Raw genomic sequence first — 16,780 nt, forward strand, 5'->3', positions numbered from 1 at the left:
GGATCGTGTAAGTGTTAATCAGGTGAGCACCAAGCACCCGACCAAGTCACGCCGCTTCTCAACTGCCGCACGACACCCCGTGCTGTTTGTCCTCGGCGCGATCGGGTGCTTTGTCGCTCTGGGCTGGACGTACTGGGCGTTCGTGCGCACCACGACAGGGCAATTTGCGGATGAATCGGCCTGGGCGGAAGCGGGCATCGCCGCACCGGACAGTCGAGGGCCCTTTCTACAACTGCTCGACAGCCTGCCGATGATCTCAGTGTTCATCGCGGCAGTGGTGATCCTCTTCGTCACACTCGGACGACGGCGGTGGGCCGCGGCCGGTATCGCCCTCGGCACAATCATCGGCGCCAATCTCACTACGCAGATTTTGAAGAACCTCCTTTTCGACCGTCCGGACCGGGGCGTGCCTACCCTGGACTTCAACTCGCTTCCCTCCGGGCACACCACCCTGGCCGCATCGGCCGCAGCGGCTATATTCCTTGTCGTGTCCCCCCGCTGGCGCCCCTTCGCGGCCGCCGCCGGCGGCTCCTATTCCGTCCTGGCGGGAGCCGCAACTTTCATCAATCTGTGGCACCGGCCCGCCGACGTCGTGGCCGCTTACCTGGTGGTCGGTGCATGGACACTCATCGGCGGTCTCCTCATCATGCGTACCGGCAATCCCTGGAACGTCTGGGACGGCTTCGGCGAATCCTGGGGCGCATCCCGGGTGTGGCTGGCGTTGTGCTGGATCCCGGGCCTGCTTTCCTTGGCACTGTCACTCGGCCTGTACATGTATGTGCAGGCAATCGGTCCCGCTCCTGTGCCCGGCACTGCCGGGGTTCCGCTGTTTTTCTGGTCCGGCCTTTCACTCATTGTCGGCGTGGGCTACACGCTGAGCGGCACGGCGTGCTGGCTGTTCGGCTCGCAGGCGCGGCTCCGCAAGTCCTAACGCACCAGCAGCTTCCGGCTCTCTGACGGCGGCACCCACCGCCACAGCACGAGCGCTCCCAGCAGACCCAGCGCACCGGTGGCCCAGATTCCGCCCGCGAGCGTTGCCGCCGCTGTAACGAGGGACACGGTTCCCGGGCCCGCCATGGTCCCGATGTCCGACAGCAGACGCCAGATGCCAAGGAACTGCGGCCGACCCGGCGACGGCGAGAAATCCGCCCCCAGCGTCATCACGATCCCGGAGCCGATACCGTTACCGAATCCGATGAGCAGCGCCACGGCCAGCAGGCCAAACGCATCCTGTGTCAGCGGCAGCAGGAGCAGTGCCGTACCCATGAGCAGCATGCAGGGCACTGCGACCCAGCGCCTGCCGTAGACGTCCATCACCTTGCCCGCAGGATAGAAGATGAGCATGTCGATCCCGCCGGACACACCGTAGATGAGGGCCGTCGTCGTCGGGTCCAGACCGATTTCCTGGGCCCAGAGCGGGAGGACAGCCTGCCTTGTGGCCCTGACCGCTGCGATCAGCAGTACCCCGAGGCCGACGGTTCCGAAAATCCGCGCGTGGCTTCGGAAGATTGTCCGGAGGGTCGGTACGGCTACGGCAAGGTCGGAGGTATCCCGTCGTCGGGACGCACGCGGTCCGCCCAGTTCGGGGACCTGGAAGCTGAGCACAGCGGCAACGACGGTGGTGACAGCGCCAACCCAGTAAGCGCCGTCGAGCCCGAGGAAACTCATCGCGAGCGCACCGGCAAACGGACCGAGGAAGACGCCGATCCGCGTCACTCCGCCCAGGGTCGAGAGCGCGCGGGCACGGAAGTGAACGGGCACCGCCTCGGTGAGATAACTCTGACGGGCGAGCCCGAACACGGCTCCGGCCATGCCGATCATGAAGATGGCGGTGGCGAAGACGGCGAGGTTCGTCGCGACGAGTGCAAGGATCATCGCGGCAGAGCACCAGAGCGAGGCCGCCACTAGCGACCACCGCTCGCCGAAGCGGGAGGTGATCAGGGTGGCCGGGACGTTGGTGACAAGCGATCCGATCCCCGTGAGCGTGAGGATCAGTGCCGCCGTCGCGACGTTCGCGCCCAGCTCCGTGGCCGAGAGCACAATGACCGGGATGATCGAACCCGTTGCGGCGCCGTACAGGAGTGAGGGACCGTAGGCGCCAACTGCTATTTTTCGAAGGTTGAACGGTTCCTGGCGCACCGTTCAAAACTAGCGCAGTGCGGCATCCTTCCGCTTCAGCAGGAAGAATCCGATGACGGCGAGCACTCCTGCGATTCCTTCGGCGACTGCGCTCAGGGTTTTCTCGAAGAACCACACAGGTTCATACATCGCCGGTATGGGCCCTATCTGCGGCAGCTGGACGTAGGCAGACAGCACGACGGCGGCGAACGCCGACAGCGCAACAAGGGCCGCGATTGCGTAGGACAGGCGGCTTCCGCGGATCAGTACATAGAGACCCGCAATGATGGCCGCCACGGCCTGGATGCGGAAGAGAGTCCCTCCGCCCATCCCGTCCGGGTAGGCCAACTCGTAGGTCGGCGCGAGGAGAAAATGCACGTACGCGTCGATCGCCAGCCCCAGCGCGATGAGGACACGGAGACCGATCAACTGCGGAGCCGACCGTCCGCGGCTGACACGCCGCCCGTGTGCCGCCGCGCTAGCCATCGCTGCTTACCACCAGCGTTCCCGACATGTTCGCGTGGAACGTGCAGACGAAGGGGTACTCACCCGGCTCTGACGGCGCGGTGAAGGTGACAGTCTCACCACCCTTGGCGACGGCGTCGAAGTCTTCGGTCTCGGTGGAGGTCACGGTGTGCGGGGCTGTGTCCTCGTTGACCACGGTGATCTCGGCACCGGCGGGCACGGTTTCGGGCATCTCGTACTCGAAGTTGCGGATGGTGATGACAATTTCCTCGGCCGGCGCCTCTTCTGTGGGCTCCTCCGACGCTTCCTCGGAGGAGGCGGGTTCCTCGGCTGTGGTTGTCTCGTCTGTAGCTTCAGCCGTGGCTTCTGCTTCGCTGGTGGTTTCAGCCGGCGGAGCCTCGCCGGTCGGTTGATCACCCGAACCGCATCCGGCGACTCCAACAAGCACAAGTGCAAGACTCAGGCCAAGCGCGCTGCGTGGGATTTTCATGGCTCTCCATTCCGGCGGGATCCACAACCGGCTTCCCCGGGAGCATTTATCCCATCTCACAGTGTCTTCGTCACGGGAAGCCCAGAGGATTGCGTGATGGCGGTGTCAGTATCCATTCAGTCGCCCCTGCGATGATTGTTTCGAAGATACACCCGCGAGAGGCAAAAATGACCGGTGTTCCAAGGAATCCGCAGGTTCCTGTTGTGGTGCTGCTCGGAATAGACGGGGCAGGGAAAACAACAGCCGCGCGTGCAGTGGTTCGTCAGCTGCATCAGCGGGGCATGGAGGCGGAGCTGTTCCGCAACCCCGGTGGGCGGCGAACCCTCGACCGCTGCGCGTCACGGCACTCGCGTACGGCCGAGGCGCTGCTGGGCACGCGCCTGCTTGATTCGATCGAAACGTCAGTCCGCATTCTGGCGGTGCTGCGGTCAACCCTGCAGACACGACGACGGCGGGGCGTCGTTCTCTACGACCGTCACCTGCAGTGCCAGCTGGCCCTGCGGCAGGTGCGGGGTCTGCCGACCGGCGTACTGTTGCCGTGGCTGCTGCGCGTACTGCCGCAACCAGATCTGGTGGTCTACCTCAGCGTGAAACCGGAGACGGCGCAGGAGCGCATCGCTTCCCGGAACACGGACGTGGAAACCCTCGAGTTCCTCACGGCGCTTGACGCCTCCTACCGGCGGCTCCCTCGCTTCGGGGAATACACGCTGGTGGACGCAAATGGAACTGAAGCGGAGACAGCCGCGGCCCTGCTGGAACAGATCGACGCCCGGCTGGAGCCACTTATCCCGCCATTGTCACCCCTTGCTGCTCTGGCGCTCCAGCCACTTCCAGTGCGCGAGGGTGCGCAGGCGGGTCAATAGCGCCCGCGACTGCTCGGGGCCGTACGGCAGGATAGGGATGGCCTTGGTCATGTCCGTTGAGGCTTCGTCCATGGCGATCTTCGTGACGCGAACCGCACTGCGCATCTTGTTCAGTTGGGTGAGCACGAACTCGACATCGACCGGCGCACCATGGCCCGGGACGAAAACGTCGTACAGGTCTTCGAGCGCTGCGATCTTACCCAGCGTCCGGAGCCACTCCGCCGGATACGAGTCCTCGAACCCCGGATCCGCCCCTTCCTCCACCAGGTCTCCGGTGAAGAGGACGTTCCCGGCTGCAACCAAAAGGTCGTTGTCGGTGTGGCCGAAACCGAGGTGGAACAGCGTCACCGAAATGCCGCCAAGGTCCAGGTCAACCGGCGATCCGGAAACGTGCCTGTTGGCGGCATGGATAGCGGTGTGCTCGCCCTCGTTGGCAGCCATCGCCGGCTCGATCGAGGCAACTTCGGCCCGCTGTTTCTCGGCACTTTCGCTGACGACGGCGGCGCACCGGTCGGTTGCCCAGAAGTCCTTCACGCCGTGCGCAGCGAAATACGCGTTCCCGAAGACATGGTCGTAGTGGGAGTGCGTGTTCACAACAACGAGCGGCAGGTCGGTGAGCTGGCGCACAGCGTCCATGATCCGTGCAGCCTGACCCGGGCCGGCTCCCGTGTCGATAACGAGCGCCCGTTCCGTTCCAACCACGAGTCCCGTGTTCAGACCCAGCGGATCGGTCCGGAGTATCCATACCCCCTCCCCCAATTGCTTCCAGGGATGGGACTGTTCGATTTGTTCCTCGGACATGGGTTCCTCTCCGGTAGCGGCTGTTCCTAAGCCTATCGGCAGGGACCCGGAGTGAGCGCAGCGAGCCCCGGGGGGCCGGTAGGCGCTATCGGCAGGGACCCGGAGTGAGCGCAGCGAGCCCCGGGGGGCCGGTAGGCGCTATCGGCAGGGACCCGGAGTGAGCGCAGCGAGCCCCGGGGGGCCGGTAGGCGCTATCGGCAGGTAGGCGCTAGCTAGAGGTCGGCGAGGACTCCACCCGGGTTCTCGATTGCATCGGCAACGTAGCGCAGGAATCCTCCTGCCACACCGCCGTCGCACACCCGGTGGTCGAAGGTCAGCGTCAACTCGGTTACCTTCCGCACAGCCAGCTCACCGTCCACAACCCACGGCCGGTCGATGATCCGGCCCAGACCAAGGATTGCAGCCTCCGGGTGGTTGATGATCGCGGCGCTGCCATCCACCCCGAACACGCCGTAGTTGTTCAGCGTGAATGTCCCGGATGTGAGCTCAGCCGGGGTGGCCTTGCCCTCGCGTGCGACGGCGGCCAGCCGCCGGATCTCAGCGTCCAATTCCCGCGCGCTCATCCTGTCGGCCCGCTGAACGGCGGGGACCAGAAGTCCCCGGTCGGTCTGGGCGGCGATGCCGAGGTTCACGCCGTCGAACTTCAGGATCTCCTGACTCCCGTCAGCGCTGTCGACGATGCGGGTGTTCAGTTCCGGGTACCGTGCCAGGCCGGCCAGCGCAAACCGCGCGACGAAGGCCAGCAGCCCGGGCGTGGCGTCCGGCTGGCGGCGCTTGAGGTCGGCGCGCAGGTTCACCAGTGCGGTTGCGTCGACGTCCACCCATACGGTGGCCTCGGGGATCTCGCGGCGGCTGCGGGTCATGGCCTCGGCCACGGCCTTCCGTACTCCGCGAACGGGGACCCGGTCTGTGACGCGCAGACCGGTCCGGCGATCCTTCTCGTCCTCCTCCGCAGTGGCCTGTCCGCCCTCACGCTGCGGTGTCGGCGTTCCGGCGGAATCCTCCAGGGCGCGCTCGACGTCGCGGCGCAGGATCATGCCGTCGGCTCCGCTGCCCTTGATTGACCGAAGGTCCAGTCCCGCGTCCCGCGCCAGTTTGCGCACCAGCGGTGAGATACACACCACGGCCCGCGTAACGGCGTCGGGCTCTGAACATTCCGGCACGGCAGTTAGCGCTGTCCCGCTCCTGCGAGGCCGGGTCCGGCCACCCGTTCCGGTTCCGGGAGTCCCGTAACCGATCAGGACGTTGCCTGATCCTCCGTTTGACTCTGCGGCGTTATCTGCCTTCTCCTCGTCCGCCGCGGGCGCAGCAGCGACCTCCGCGTCCGTGGGCACGCTGACACCGGCGCGTTCTTCTTCGCGGTAGACCTCAGCCTCAGGATGGGGAACTGACTCCGGTGAGGACGGTTCCGCTGCAGCACCGGCCGGCTGCACGGAGATCAGAGGGGCACCGACGTTGATGGTGCTTCCTGCCTCGCCGTGCAACTGGGTCACGACGCCGGCGAAGGGAGAGGGAACCTCCACCATTGACTTCGCCGTCTCGACCTCGGCAACCGGCTGGTCGACGGTTACGGTGTCGCCCTCGGCTACGAGCCAGTTCACCAGTTCGGCCTCGGTCAGTCCTTCACCGAGGTCTGGGAGCAGGAACACCTTGACGGAGGGTGAGATTGTTTCCGCGCTCATGCGTCCTCCCACTGCAGTTCGTCAACGGTGTCGAGGATTCGGTCGACGCTGGGCAGGAAGTAGTGCTCCAGCTTCGGTGCAGGGTACGGAATGTCGAACCCGGTCACGCGCCGCACCGGGGCGGCGAGCGAATGGAAGCAGCGCTCCTGGACGCGGGCGACAATTTCCGATGCCACCGACGCGAACCCCGGCGCTTCTGCAATAACGACGGCGCGGCCTGTCTTCCGCACACTGGCAGTAACGGTCTCGTCGTCGAACGGCACGATGGAACGCACGTCGATCACTTCGAGGCTGCGCCCTTCCCCTGCAGCCGCTTCCGCGGCTGCGAGCGCGGTCGGCACGGAGGGTCCGTAGGCAATGAGGGTGGCGTCGGTCCCTGAGCGGGCGACGACGGCACGGCCTATGGTCACGCCGGTGGTCGCGGCGTCGTCGGCTTCCTTGCGCAGCTCATCCAGGTCGAGTGTCTCCTTGGACCAGTAGAGCTTCTTCGGCTCGAGGAAGACGACGGGATCAGGAAAACGGATCGCTTCACGCAGCATCAGGTAGGCATCGCGCACTGTGGCGGGCGCAAGCACAGTGAGGCCGGGCGTGTGCGCGTAGTAGGACTCCGAGGAATCGCAGTGGTGCTCCACTCCCCCGATGCCGCCGGCGTACGGGATGCGTATGACCAGCGGCAGCTTCACCTTGCCTTTTGTTCGGTTGGGGATCTTCGCCACATGGCTCACCACCTGTTCGAAGGCAGGGTAGGCGAAGGCATCGAACTGCATTTCGACGACGGGACGCATGCCGTTCATCGCCATGCCCACCGCCATGCCCATGATTCCCGCCTCCGCGAGTGGCGTATCGAAGCAGCGTTCCTCCCCGAAGCGGGCTGTCAGCCCGTCGGTGATCCGGAAGACTCCGCCGAGCGGGCCGACGTCCTCGCCGAACATGACGACTGAGGAATCGGCTTCCATGGCGTCGGCCAACGCGGTGTTCAGGGCCTTGGCGAAGGTGAGCGGTTGGGGCCCCGCCTGGGTGTTGCGGGCGGCCTTCTCAGCCGGTCCGGGTCGGACTGCGGTCTCGGTCATTGCTACGCCTCTTCCCTTGAGAGCTCCTCGGCCAGGAGCGCCGCCTGTTCGCGCAGCTGGCTCGTCTTCTCGGTGTAGACGTACTCGAACAGATCGGCCGGGTTGATCTCCGGATCCGAGTTGAGCCCGTCGCGGAGGGTGCTTGCTGTCCGTTCGGCGGCCTCAGCGATGCGCTGCTCGCCATCCGATGTGAGCAGGTTGAGGTTGCCGAGGTACGTACGCATGCGGGTGATCGGGTCCTTCGGCACCCACTGGTCGACGTCGGACTGCGAGCGGTACCTCGACGGATCATCCGCGTTGGTATGGGCCTGCATCCGGTAGGTGTGGGCCTCCACGAGAGCGGGCCCTCCGCCGTCGCGTGCGCGGTCCACAGCCTTGCCGAGCACGGACAACATGGCTGCCAGGTCATTGCCGTCCACGCGTTCACCGGGCATGCCGTAGCCGATCGCCTTGTGGGCAAGCGACGGGGCCACTGTCTGGTGCTTCAGCGGCACCGAGATGGCGTACTCGTTGTTCTGCACGAGGAACACCACCGGAACGTGGAATACGGCAGCGAAGTTCAGGGCCTCGTGGAAGTCCCCCTCGCTGGTGGCTCCGTCACCGCACAGGGCCAGCACCACCGTGTTCTCGCCGCGCAGCTTGGCTGCGTGTGCCACACCGACAGCGTGCAGCAGTTGGGTGGCAAGCGGCGTTGCCTGGGTCGCGGTCTTGTGCCTGTACGGGTCGTAGCCCGCATGCCAGTCGCCCCTCAGCAGTGTCAGCACTTCGAGGGGATCCACGCCGCGGGTGACCACCGCAACTGTGTCCCGGTATGTCGGGAAAAGCCAGTCATCCTTCTCAAGAACGACGGCGGCAGCCACCTGGCATGCCTCCTGCCCGTGTGATGAAGGGTAGACAGCCATCCGGCCCTGCCGGACCAGGGCATTGGCCTGGTCGTTGATGCGCCGGCCCACCACGAGCTTCTCGTAGGCAGCGAGGAGCGCTTCGCCGTCGGGCAGGGGGTAGCGGTCGTTGTGGACGTGTTCGCCCTCCGGGTCTACGAGTTGGACCGGTTGGGGGGACGGAAGCATGTATTCCTCCGCTGTGGGGCCCATGTCGCTGCTGCGGTGCCCCGAGCGCTTCATGGATTCGCCGTACTGGTTGGCGGAGCTGCCGGTTGAAATGGTCATGCTGCCTCCTCAGCCGTCACGACGTGAGGACGGCTTCTCTGCCTGGCGTCCCCCGACGGGTGGTCGGGGAACGATATCTGTTCCTCAATTATGCTTTTGCGACCAGTTTCGTATCCACAAGATCCCAATATCGTGGAAGAATGGTTTCATAACGCGACTTCTCACGGACAGATTGACATTGTGAGCTGGATAACAAACAAGGGTGTAGACAGATGGCAGAGCAGTCCCTCGACGACGTCGACCGGAAGATCCTCGCCGAACTCACCCGCGACGGCCGGCTCTCCGTTACTGCCGTTGCCGAGAACGTCCATATCTCGCGGGCACATGCCTACTCACGCATCTCCCGACTGACAGAAACCGGGGTACTGACCAAGTTCACGGCTCTGATCGACCCGATCAAGGCCGGTCTCAGGTCTTCCGCGTATGTAACCCTCAAGGTCCGCCAGCACTCCTGGCGGGAGCTGCGGGAGCAGCTGCGGGCCATCCCCGAGATTCACCACATTGCACTGGTGGGCGGGGACTTCGATGTCATCCTGCTGGTGCGCGCCCAAGACAATGTGGATCTCCGCCGGGTCATTTTCGATCAGTTGCAGTCCATGCCGGGTGTGCTGGATACCCAGACTTTCCTCGTGTTCGAGGACATGGATACGCGCTAGGTTTGTTGCCTAACACTGCGCCGTACACTAACGAAGTACGACATTAACGAGTACGAGCCCCGTCCTTTCTGGACGGGGCTCGTACTCGTATCTGCTAGTTGATTGGGGCGGGCGGTCCTTCGCCGCTGAGCACGGCAAGGGCGTTGTCGGCGGCGAGCATCGCCATCGCGGTGCGCGTCTCCACCGTAGCGGACCCCAGATGAGGCAGGAGCACCACGTTGTCGAGCTCCAGCAGCCCGGGATGCACCCGGGGCTCGTGCTCATAGACGTCCAGGCCGGCACCCGCGATTTGTTCCTCGCGAAGCGCGGACGCGAGCGCCGCTTCGTCGACGATTGGTCCGCGCGCCGTGTTGACCAGGTACGCCGAGCTCTTCATCGCCGCCAGTTGTTCGGCACCGATCAGATGATGCGTAGCAGGCCCGTAGGGGCAATGCAGGGAAACGACATCGGAGACGGTCAGCAACTCGTCGAGATCCACCCGCCGGGCGCCCAGCTCGGCGGCGATCTCCGGATCGATCTCACTGCGCGACTGGTAGACAATCTCCATGCCGAAGGCCTTGGCCCGGCGCGCGGTCGCCTGGCCGATGCCGCCCATACCGACGACGCCCAGGGTTTTGCCGTGCAGGCTGGTGCCGAGCAGGAAGAACATCCCCCACTTCCAGGGCTGGCCGGAGCGGATGAGCCGCTCCCCCTCACCGAGCCGGCGGGTCGCCATCAGGATCAGGCCGAGCGCGATGTCGGCTGTAGCGTCTGTGAGCACACCCGGGGTGTTGGTGGCCACGACGCCCCGTTCGGTGCAGGCAGGCACGTCGATATTGTCATAGCCGACGGCGACGTTCGCGACCACCTTGAGCTGCGGGCCGGCGGCGTCGAGCAGCTCGGCGTCGATGCGTTCGGTGAGCAGGCTCACGACGGCGTCGGCGCCGGCTACGCGGCGCAGGAACTCCTCCCGCCCGATCGCCTCCGGACCCTCCCAGGCGTCGACCTCGTGCTCGGCACGAAGCTTCTCGATGGCGGCTTCGGGTACACGTCCCGTGACGACTACCCGGCTCACGCCGTCTCGATCCACTTGCGCAGGCGGCCAAGGCCGTCGCGGATATCGGCGACGCCGATGCCCGAGTAGGCGAGCCGGATGTACTGCCGCTCTTCGCCGGGCTGACGGCGTCCGAAGTGCTCACGTGTGCAGAAGGACACGCCGGTCTCGTGCAGTGCGGCGGAGGCGAAATCGCCGACTGCCGTGTAACCCATGCGCTGCATGACCTCGGTGACGTCGGGGAAAAGGTAGAACGTCGACTTCGGCACGGCGACCTGCATGCCGGAGATGTCGTTCACGAGTTCGCAGGCGGCGTCGCGGCGCTCCCGGAGGATGTCGAGCATCTGCTGAACGGGCTCCTGGGTGCCACGGAGCGCTTCAATGCCGGCCCACTGCACGTAGTGCGTCGTGCACGACTCGTCGTTGGTGTTGAGTGTGCTGAGAATTTTGGCGATCTCGAGCGGGGCTACTGCGCAGCCCAGACGGGATCCGGTCATGGCGAACTTCTTGCTGAACGTGTACAGGATCACGGTGCGCTCCGCCATCCCGGGGAGGGACGCGATGGAGTTCGAGACACCCTCATAGCGTGTCTCGAAGTATGCCTCGTCGGAGAGTACCCAGAGGTCGTGCTCCTGCGCGAGCTGTGCGATAGCCTCCCGCTCGGCCGACGTCGACTCTGCCGAGATGGGGTTCTGCAGGTCGTTGTAGATGATTGCGACAGTATTCGGAGTGATCGCTGCGCGCACCTGGTCGAGATCGATCGCGAAGCCCTGGCTCGTTGGCAGGTAGCGGTACGGCACGGCCGTGCCGCCGAGGTACTCGATCTGCGATTCGTAGATCGGGAAGCCCGGGTTGGGATAGAGCACTTCCTGGCCGGGATTCATGACCGCCTGCAGGAACTTCGTGATCACAGGCTTGCCGCCCGTCATCACTACGACGTTGTCGGGTGCGAACTCGACACCTCGGCGGGACCCAATATCGTCGGCGAGGGCCTCGCGCAACTGCGGGATTCCGGGGCCCGGGCAATAGCCCGTATAGCCGTCGGCAATAGCCCGGTTCATCGCCTCGACGATATGCGTGGCCGTCGGGATATTGATGTCGCCGAGATGGAAGGGGTACACGAGGTTCCCCTTCGCCTTCCAGGCGGCCGCGGCCTGGGCGACGCTGAAGGCGGTTTCGGTGCCCAGACGTTCGAGCCGGTGCGCCAGTTGCTGCATGCTGTTTCCACTCCTCATTGAGTTAGCGATCAATCCTCCGGCGGATCCAATCTAGTATAAGACAGATATATCAGAGTGCAAGTTAAGATATACGGGGCAAGCTTAGAGATGGTGGGAAACCGGGCTGGCTTTGGGAATCGAGCAACCGGTCATCAGTTGGTCCCGGGCATTAAGACAGGCCCGGTTTCCGGACGTCTCTGGTGCTGAAGAAGAGGTGTGGCCGAGGTGTCCGCCGTACTGTAGGTGACATCCCGTTCTGAATGTCACCGTCCCCCATGAGGCCCCCCGACAGACTCCCCGGCCACAAGTCCTAGTAAATGCCACGAAATGACGAATGTGGCCGGTTCTGCGCAGATTACGCAGTATTGAGTTCAAACCGTTGCCTAAGTGGTTGCTTCCGTGTAATAAACACGGCACCTTTGCATCAGCCCCTGAAGATCGGCGGGCGTTTCTCCTGGAAGGCCCGAAATCCCTCGGCGTAATCGGTGCTCCTGCACAGCTCACCCTGGGCAGCGTTTTCGTCAGTCACTGATTCCCACAGGCCAAGCCTCCGGTCCCGGATCGATGCCACCAGATTCTTCGACGCCCGGAATGCTCCCGTGGCGCCTTCCGCGACACGCTCGACGGCGGACCTTGTGGACGGGAGCAGTTCCCCGGCCGGGAAGACCCTGCTGAAGAGTCCACCTGCGACCGCGTCCGCGCCGGTCATCAGGTCTGCGGTGTATATGAGGTCGAGCGTGCGGTGCGCACCCAACCGCTCAGTGAACAGCCAGTGCCCGCCGGAATCCAGTGTTGCGCCGAGCTTCGCGAATGGGGAACCGATTTTCGCGGAGTCGGCCACGTAGACAACGTCCGTCGCGATAAGGAGCCCAAGCCCCACCCCGAGGCACGCACCCTGTGCGGCCGCGAAGGTGGGCGCAGGAAAAGCTGACATCTTCTTCAGCAGCGGGGTGACAAGACCGTCCAGGTAGGCGACGGCGTCGTCAGTTTCGGGCTCGACGCCGGCAATGTCCCGTCCCGCGCAGAACGCCCGGCCCTCGCCACGCAGCAGCAGGGCACGGACCCGGCCATCCGCTGCAGCGGAGGCAGCGTCGTCGTACGCATCAGACAGCTCGGCGAGCGCCTCCTCGTTGAGGGAATTGAGCTTTTCCGGCGCGTTGAGGACAATCTCGGCGACGTTGCCGTCGATGGTCAGGCTGATCATGCAATCGCTCCTCGATCTCTAGAGTTTTTGTCGCCTATGTGCTGTCATGAGCGTGCGTAAACAGCAGATAGGCGACGAAAACTTTCGGTGGTCAGGCGTCGTAGTCGACGGTGACTTCAGGGCTCGTGGGCCGCGACTGGCACGTCAGCACATAGCCGTTTGCCAGTTCATCCGGCTCCAGTGCGTAGTTCTCTTCCATGTCCACGGTCCCGCTGACCACCTTGGCACGGCATGTACCGCACACGCCGCCGGCACACGCGAAGGGCACATCGGGGCGGACGCGCAACGCCGCGTTGAGGATTGATTCGCGCGCGTGGGTCGGGCTGGACACCGTGCCCTGGAGTCCGTCGAGGTTGAAGTTGATGGAGTAGCTGTCCTCGCTGCCGTCGTCCTTCACCGGACGGCCGATCTGGCCTTCGGGCTTGGTCGGCTCACCCGTGGTGAACAGTTCGAACCGCACCTTCTCCGGCGCAACTCCCCGTTCGGCGAGGGTGTCGCGGCACAGCTGAACCAGTTCGAAGGGCCCGCAGAGGAACCACTCGTCCACCTCGTCGGTACGGATCACCTTCGTGAGCATGGTCTGCAGCTTCTCGGCGTCGATGCGTCCGCTCAAAAGCGGCGAGATGCGCTGTTCGCGGGACAGCACGTGGTGCAGCGCAAACCGGGCGGGATACCGGTCCTTCAGGTCAGCCAGCTCCTCCAGGAACATGACGTCCATTGAGGCCCTGTTGGCGTAGATGAGATCGAAGCGAACCGCCGGGTCGGCGGCGAGCACCGAGCGCGCGATGGCGATCACGGGTGTGATGCCCGAGCCGGCGGCCACTGCGACAAACGAATGCTCGGTCGTGGTGTCTATGCTCCCGGGGTCGTTGAGCCCGGTCATAGGGTGCTTCGAGATGAATTGGCCCATGGGGCTCATCACGTCGAGCTTGTCCCCTGCCCTGAGGAACTCATTCGCCCAGGTGGAAAAGGTACCGCCGAGGTCCTTCTTGATGGCGACCCGGATCTCACCGGGTTTAGGTTCGGCACAGATGGAGTAGCTGCGACGCACCTCCTTCGGCTCACCGTCGATGTCCATCGTCGTTCTCAGCGCCACGTACTGCCCGGGCAGGTAATCAAAGCGGCCGGCCAACTCCTCGGGAACCGCGAAGGTCACCTCGATGGCGTCTTCGGTGAGGCGCCGTACCTCTGCAACCGTCAGTTCGTGGAAGGCGGTTCGCCGTTTGGTGGACGGTGCCAGTTTCACTGCCATTAGTGGACCTTGAAGTAGTCAAAGGGTTCCCGGCAGTCCTGGCAGACGTAGAGCGCCTTGCAGGACGTGGAACCGAAACGGGTGAGCTCGCGGGTATTAAGGGAGGAGCACTGCGGGCATTTGACGCTCAGGCCAAGCCTCACTTTTCCGGCGGCGGCCTTGCCCGTGGGCGGAGCGATTCCGTACTCCTCAAGCTTCGCCTTGCCCGCCGCGCTCATCCAGTCGGTTGTCCAGGCCGGCGAGAGCACCAGGTTCACGCGCACGTCGCTGAAGCCCTGCGCGTCGAGAGCAGTAATGATGTCGTCGCGGATCGCATCCATGGCCGGGCACCCCGAATAAGTGGGGGTGATGGTGACAGTGATGACGCCGTCGTCGTCTATTGTGACCACTCGCAGGACACCGAGGTCCTCGATGGTGAGCACGGGGATCTCGGGATCCGCAACGGTTGCGGCGATCCCCCACACAGTCGCCTGGAGGGCGCTCCTGGATGGATGCAGTGTGGTCACCATGTCGCTCCCGGATGTTCGCGGGCCAGGACCTGCAGCTCGGCCAGGATATAGCCCAGGTACTCACTGTGGCGGCCGTAGCGGCCGCCGCCTGTCGCGGCGGGAACATCCGGCACCTCGAGCTCCGCCTCGGCGAAGAGTGATTCGATCTCGGCGTCGAAAGCGGCACGGAGGGCGGAGGGGCGGACCGCGACCCCGTCGAGCCCGTTCACGAGGTCGTCATCCTCGAACAGCTCGCCGACGTACGGCCAGGTGAGGAGAAGTCCTTCGATCATGCGTCGGCGGGATTCGTCGGTTCCCAACGCGAGGCGGAGCACCCACTGGCGGGCATGGTCGCGGTGGTAATCCACTTCCTTCACGGCTTTGGCGGCAATGGCGGAAAGTGTGGCGTCAGCTGAATTCACCAGCCGGGAGTACAACTCGAACTGGTACTGGGAGATCACCAGCTGACGCGCGATTGTCTGCGCGAAGTCTCCGTTGGGCTGCTCCACCAAATGAGCCGAGCGGAACTCGTCTTCCCCGCGGAAGTACGCAAGGTCGTCCTCGGTCTTATCCCAGGCATGCCCGGCGTAGGCGAGGAAGGAGCGCGCATGTCCGATCTGGTCCAGCGCGATATTGCCCAGCGCCACATCTTCTTCAAGCTCCGGGGCCCGCGAAATCCACCAGCCCAGTCGCTGGGCGAGGATGAGGGCGTCATCGCCGAGACGCATCGCGTACTCCGCCACGGCCCCGCTGGGCCGGACGTTGGAGGCCGCAATGTCCTCCGGTCGGAGAGCGTTACCCGGAGTGATGCGGGTGGCGCTCGCATTTGACTCACTCACAGGTGCTTCACTCCCTCGCTCTTGGTGTAGTAGGTGGCGTGGCGGTAGTCCTTGCCCTGCGGAGACTCGAAGAACCGGCCCTTCGCATCCGGGTCACTGGAAACAATGGCCAACGCCGGCACCACCCAGAGGCTCACGCCTTCATTGCGCCGCGTGTACAGATCGCGGGCATTGCGGACGGCCATATCGGCGTCGGGCGCGTGCAGCGAACCGGCGTGCACGTGGCTGAGACCCCGCGAGGACCGGACGAACACTTCCCACAGCGGCCACGGTTCGGCCGTCGGGTGACCCGGCTGCTCGGCGCTGGGGGCCTTGGCGCCGTCGTCGCCCGTTTGTGATCCGCTGACCATTTATGCCGCCTCTTTCTCTTCGTTGCGCTTGGCGGCCTGCTTCGCGGCGTAGGCTGCAGCGGCCTCGCGAACCCAGGCACCGCCGTCGTGAGCTTCCCGACGGCGCTCCATGCGCTGGGCGTTACATGGTCCGCGACCGGCGAGGACCTCCTTGAACTCGTTCCAGTCCAGCGGGCCGTGCTCCCAGGTGCGGGTTTCCTCGTTGTAGCGGATCTGGTCATCAGGCAGGGTGAGCCCGAGGGTCCTGACCTGCTCGACGATCATGCCGACGAAGCGCGAGCGCAGCTCGTCGTTGGAGAACCGCTTGATGTTCCAGGCCATGGACTGCCTGGAGTTGGGAGAATCCTCATCCGGAGGGCCGAACATCATGAGGCTCGGCGCGTACCAGCGGTTCACGGCGTCCTGTGCCATCTGCTTCTGGGCCGGCGTTCCGTTCGCGAGCTCCAGCAGGATCTCGAAGCCCTGGCGCTGGTGGAATGATTCTTCCTTGCAGATCCGCACCATGGCGCGTCCGTACGGCCCGTAGGATGCACGGCACAGCGGGACCTGGTTGGCGATCGCTGCGCCGTCGACCAGCCAGCCGATAGCACCCATGTCAGCCCAGGTGCGTGCCGGGTAGTTGAAGATGCTTGAGTAGCGCGCTTTGCCGGCGATGAGGTCCGCCATCATCGAATCGCGTGTGGTGCCGAGGGTCTCTGCAGCCGAGTAAAGGTAGAGCCCGTGCCCGGCTTCGTCCTGGACCTTCGCCATGAGGATGGCCTTGCGCTTCAGGCTGGGTGCACGGGTGATCCAGTTGGCCTCCGGCTGCATGCCGATGATTTCCGAGTGCGCGTGCTGGGAGATCTGGCGGGTGAGGGTCTTGCGGTAAGCCTCGGGCATCCAGTCACGTGGCTCGATGCGCGAGTCCTCGGCGATCAGCCGGTCGAACTGTTCCTGCTCCGCTGTCTTCTCCTGCGGAGCGTCAGTCACGGTTGTCATGATGGTCACCTCACTGTGCGAGGCCGGCTGAAGTGCCGACCCGAAATAATTACCGACCGTTCGTTCAGGATATCGGCGCGGGGAGTTCAGAGTCAACACCACTGG

General features: G+C 64.6%; 18 protein-coding genes. 3 read left to right on the forward strand and 15 right to left on the reverse strand.

The window, feature by feature from the left end; translation table 11 throughout:
- Positions 1-22: 22 nt before the first annotated feature.
- Positions 23-931 carry a phosphatase PAP2 family protein gene (locus AC4D2M_RS03075; RefSeq protein WP_490889880.1) on the forward strand — a complete coding sequence of 303 codons (909 nt, stop codon included), beginning with the start codon at positions 23-25 and terminating at the stop codon, positions 929-931.
- On the opposite strand, the gene AC4D2M_RS03080 is transcribed toward AC4D2M_RS03075, so the two are convergent.
- Genes AC4D2M_RS03080 through AC4D2M_RS03090 form a run of 3 tightly spaced genes read right to left on the reverse strand, consistent with a single transcriptional unit; the run spans position 928 to position 3,073 of the window.
- Positions 928-2,139 carry an MFS transporter gene (locus AC4D2M_RS03080; protein ID WP_490889881.1) on the reverse strand — a complete coding sequence of 404 codons (1,212 nt, stop codon included), beginning with the start codon at positions 2,137-2,139 and terminating at the stop codon, positions 928-930. The genes AC4D2M_RS03075 and AC4D2M_RS03080 overlap by 4 nt on opposite strands.
- Before the next feature lie 9 nt (positions 2,140-2,148).
- Complete coding sequence (locus tag AC4D2M_RS03085; protein WP_490889882.1) at positions 2,149-2,604, reverse strand: hypothetical protein; 456 nt, start codon at positions 2,602-2,604, stop codon at positions 2,149-2,151.
- On the reverse strand, positions 2,597-3,073 hold the full coding sequence (locus AC4D2M_RS03090; RefSeq protein WP_490889885.1) for a cupredoxin domain-containing protein: 477 nt from the start codon (positions 3,071-3,073) through the stop codon (positions 2,597-2,599). The genes AC4D2M_RS03085 and AC4D2M_RS03090 overlap by 8 nt, the downstream gene beginning before the upstream one ends.
- 167 nt (positions 3,074-3,240) lie before the next feature.
- Here AC4D2M_RS03090 and AC4D2M_RS03095 point away from each other — a divergent pair, with 167 nt between their 5' ends.
- Positions 3,241-3,936: a dTMP kinase gene (locus tag AC4D2M_RS03095; protein WP_490889886.1), complete on the forward strand. Its 696-nt coding sequence runs from the start codon at positions 3,241-3,243 to the stop codon at positions 3,934-3,936.
- Here the strand turns inward: AC4D2M_RS03095 and AC4D2M_RS03100 are convergent.
- The 4 genes from AC4D2M_RS03100 to pdhA form a co-directional block, all read right to left on the reverse strand.
- The gene (locus AC4D2M_RS03100; protein WP_490889888.1) at positions 3,871-4,737 is read right to left on the reverse strand and encodes an MBL fold metallo-hydrolase; all 867 of its coding nucleotides are present in this window, start codon (positions 4,735-4,737) and stop codon (positions 3,871-3,873) included. The genes AC4D2M_RS03095 and AC4D2M_RS03100 overlap by 66 nt on opposite strands.
- A 212-nt stretch (positions 4,738-4,949) precedes the next feature.
- Positions 4,950-6,419 (reverse strand): dihydrolipoamide acetyltransferase family protein, encoded by a 1,470-nt coding sequence (locus tag AC4D2M_RS03105; RefSeq protein WP_490889889.1) that lies wholly within the window; start codon positions 6,417-6,419, stop codon positions 4,950-4,952.
- Positions 6,416-7,489, reverse strand: a complete 1,074-nt coding sequence (locus AC4D2M_RS03110; protein WP_490889891.1) for an alpha-ketoacid dehydrogenase subunit beta — start codon at positions 7,487-7,489, stop codon at positions 6,416-6,418. The genes AC4D2M_RS03105 and AC4D2M_RS03110 overlap by 4 nt, the downstream gene beginning before the upstream one ends.
- A 2-nt stretch (positions 7,490-7,491) precedes the next feature.
- A complete protein-coding gene (gene pdhA / locus AC4D2M_RS03115) occupies positions 7,492-8,658 on the reverse strand; it encodes a pyruvate dehydrogenase (acetyl-transferring) E1 component subunit alpha (RefSeq protein WP_490889892.1) in 1,167 nt (388 codons plus the stop codon).
- Positions 8,659-8,870: 212 nt separating this feature from the next.
- Here pdhA and AC4D2M_RS03120 point away from each other — a divergent pair, with 212 nt between their 5' ends.
- Positions 8,871-9,314 carry an Lrp/AsnC family transcriptional regulator gene (locus AC4D2M_RS03120; RefSeq protein WP_490889894.1) on the forward strand — a complete coding sequence of 148 codons (444 nt, stop codon included), beginning with the start codon at positions 8,871-8,873 and terminating at the stop codon, positions 9,312-9,314.
- Between the two features lie 94 nt (positions 9,315-9,408).
- On the opposite strand, the gene AC4D2M_RS03125 is transcribed toward AC4D2M_RS03120, so the two are convergent.
- The 8 genes from AC4D2M_RS03125 to paaA form a co-directional block, all read right to left on the reverse strand.
- Positions 9,409-10,368, reverse strand: a complete 960-nt coding sequence (locus AC4D2M_RS03125) for a 2-hydroxyacid dehydrogenase (protein WP_490889895.1) — start codon at positions 10,366-10,368, stop codon at positions 9,409-9,411.
- A complete protein-coding gene (locus tag AC4D2M_RS03130) occupies positions 10,365-11,564 on the reverse strand; it encodes a pyridoxal phosphate-dependent aminotransferase (protein WP_490889897.1) in 1,200 nt (399 codons plus the stop codon). Before AC4D2M_RS03130 ends, AC4D2M_RS03125 begins: the two co-directional genes overlap by 4 nt.
- A gap of 424 nt (positions 11,565-11,988) precedes the next feature.
- The gene (locus tag AC4D2M_RS03135) at positions 11,989-12,768 is read right to left on the reverse strand and encodes an enoyl-CoA hydratase/isomerase family protein (protein WP_490889898.1); all 780 of its coding nucleotides are present in this window, start codon (positions 12,766-12,768) and stop codon (positions 11,989-11,991) included.
- 91 nt (positions 12,769-12,859) lie between these two features.
- Entirely contained in the window at positions 12,860-14,020 is a 1,161-nt protein-coding gene (gene paaE / locus AC4D2M_RS03140; RefSeq protein ID WP_490889901.1) for a 1,2-phenylacetyl-CoA epoxidase subunit PaaE, read from the reverse strand.
- Positions 14,020-14,529, reverse strand: coding sequence for a 1,2-phenylacetyl-CoA epoxidase subunit PaaD (gene paaD, locus AC4D2M_RS03145; protein ID WP_490889903.1), 510 nt, complete (start codon positions 14,527-14,529; stop codon positions 14,020-14,022). The genes paaE and paaD overlap by 1 nt, the downstream gene beginning before the upstream one ends.
- Entirely contained in the window at positions 14,523-15,347 is an 825-nt protein-coding gene (paaC, locus tag AC4D2M_RS03150) for a 1,2-phenylacetyl-CoA epoxidase subunit PaaC (protein WP_490889905.1), read from the reverse strand. Before paaC ends, paaD begins: the two co-directional genes overlap by 7 nt.
- A complete protein-coding gene (gene paaB / locus AC4D2M_RS03155) occupies positions 15,344-15,697 on the reverse strand; it encodes a 1,2-phenylacetyl-CoA epoxidase subunit PaaB (protein ID WP_490889907.1) in 354 nt (117 codons plus the stop codon). Before paaB ends, paaC begins: the two co-directional genes overlap by 4 nt.
- A complete protein-coding gene (gene paaA / locus AC4D2M_RS03160; protein ID WP_490889909.1) occupies positions 15,698-16,675 on the reverse strand; it encodes a 1,2-phenylacetyl-CoA epoxidase subunit PaaA in 978 nt (325 codons plus the stop codon).
- Positions 16,676-16,780 lie beyond the last annotated feature (105 nt).

It is taken from the genome of Arthrobacter sp. TJ-270 (genome assembly GCF_058269075.1).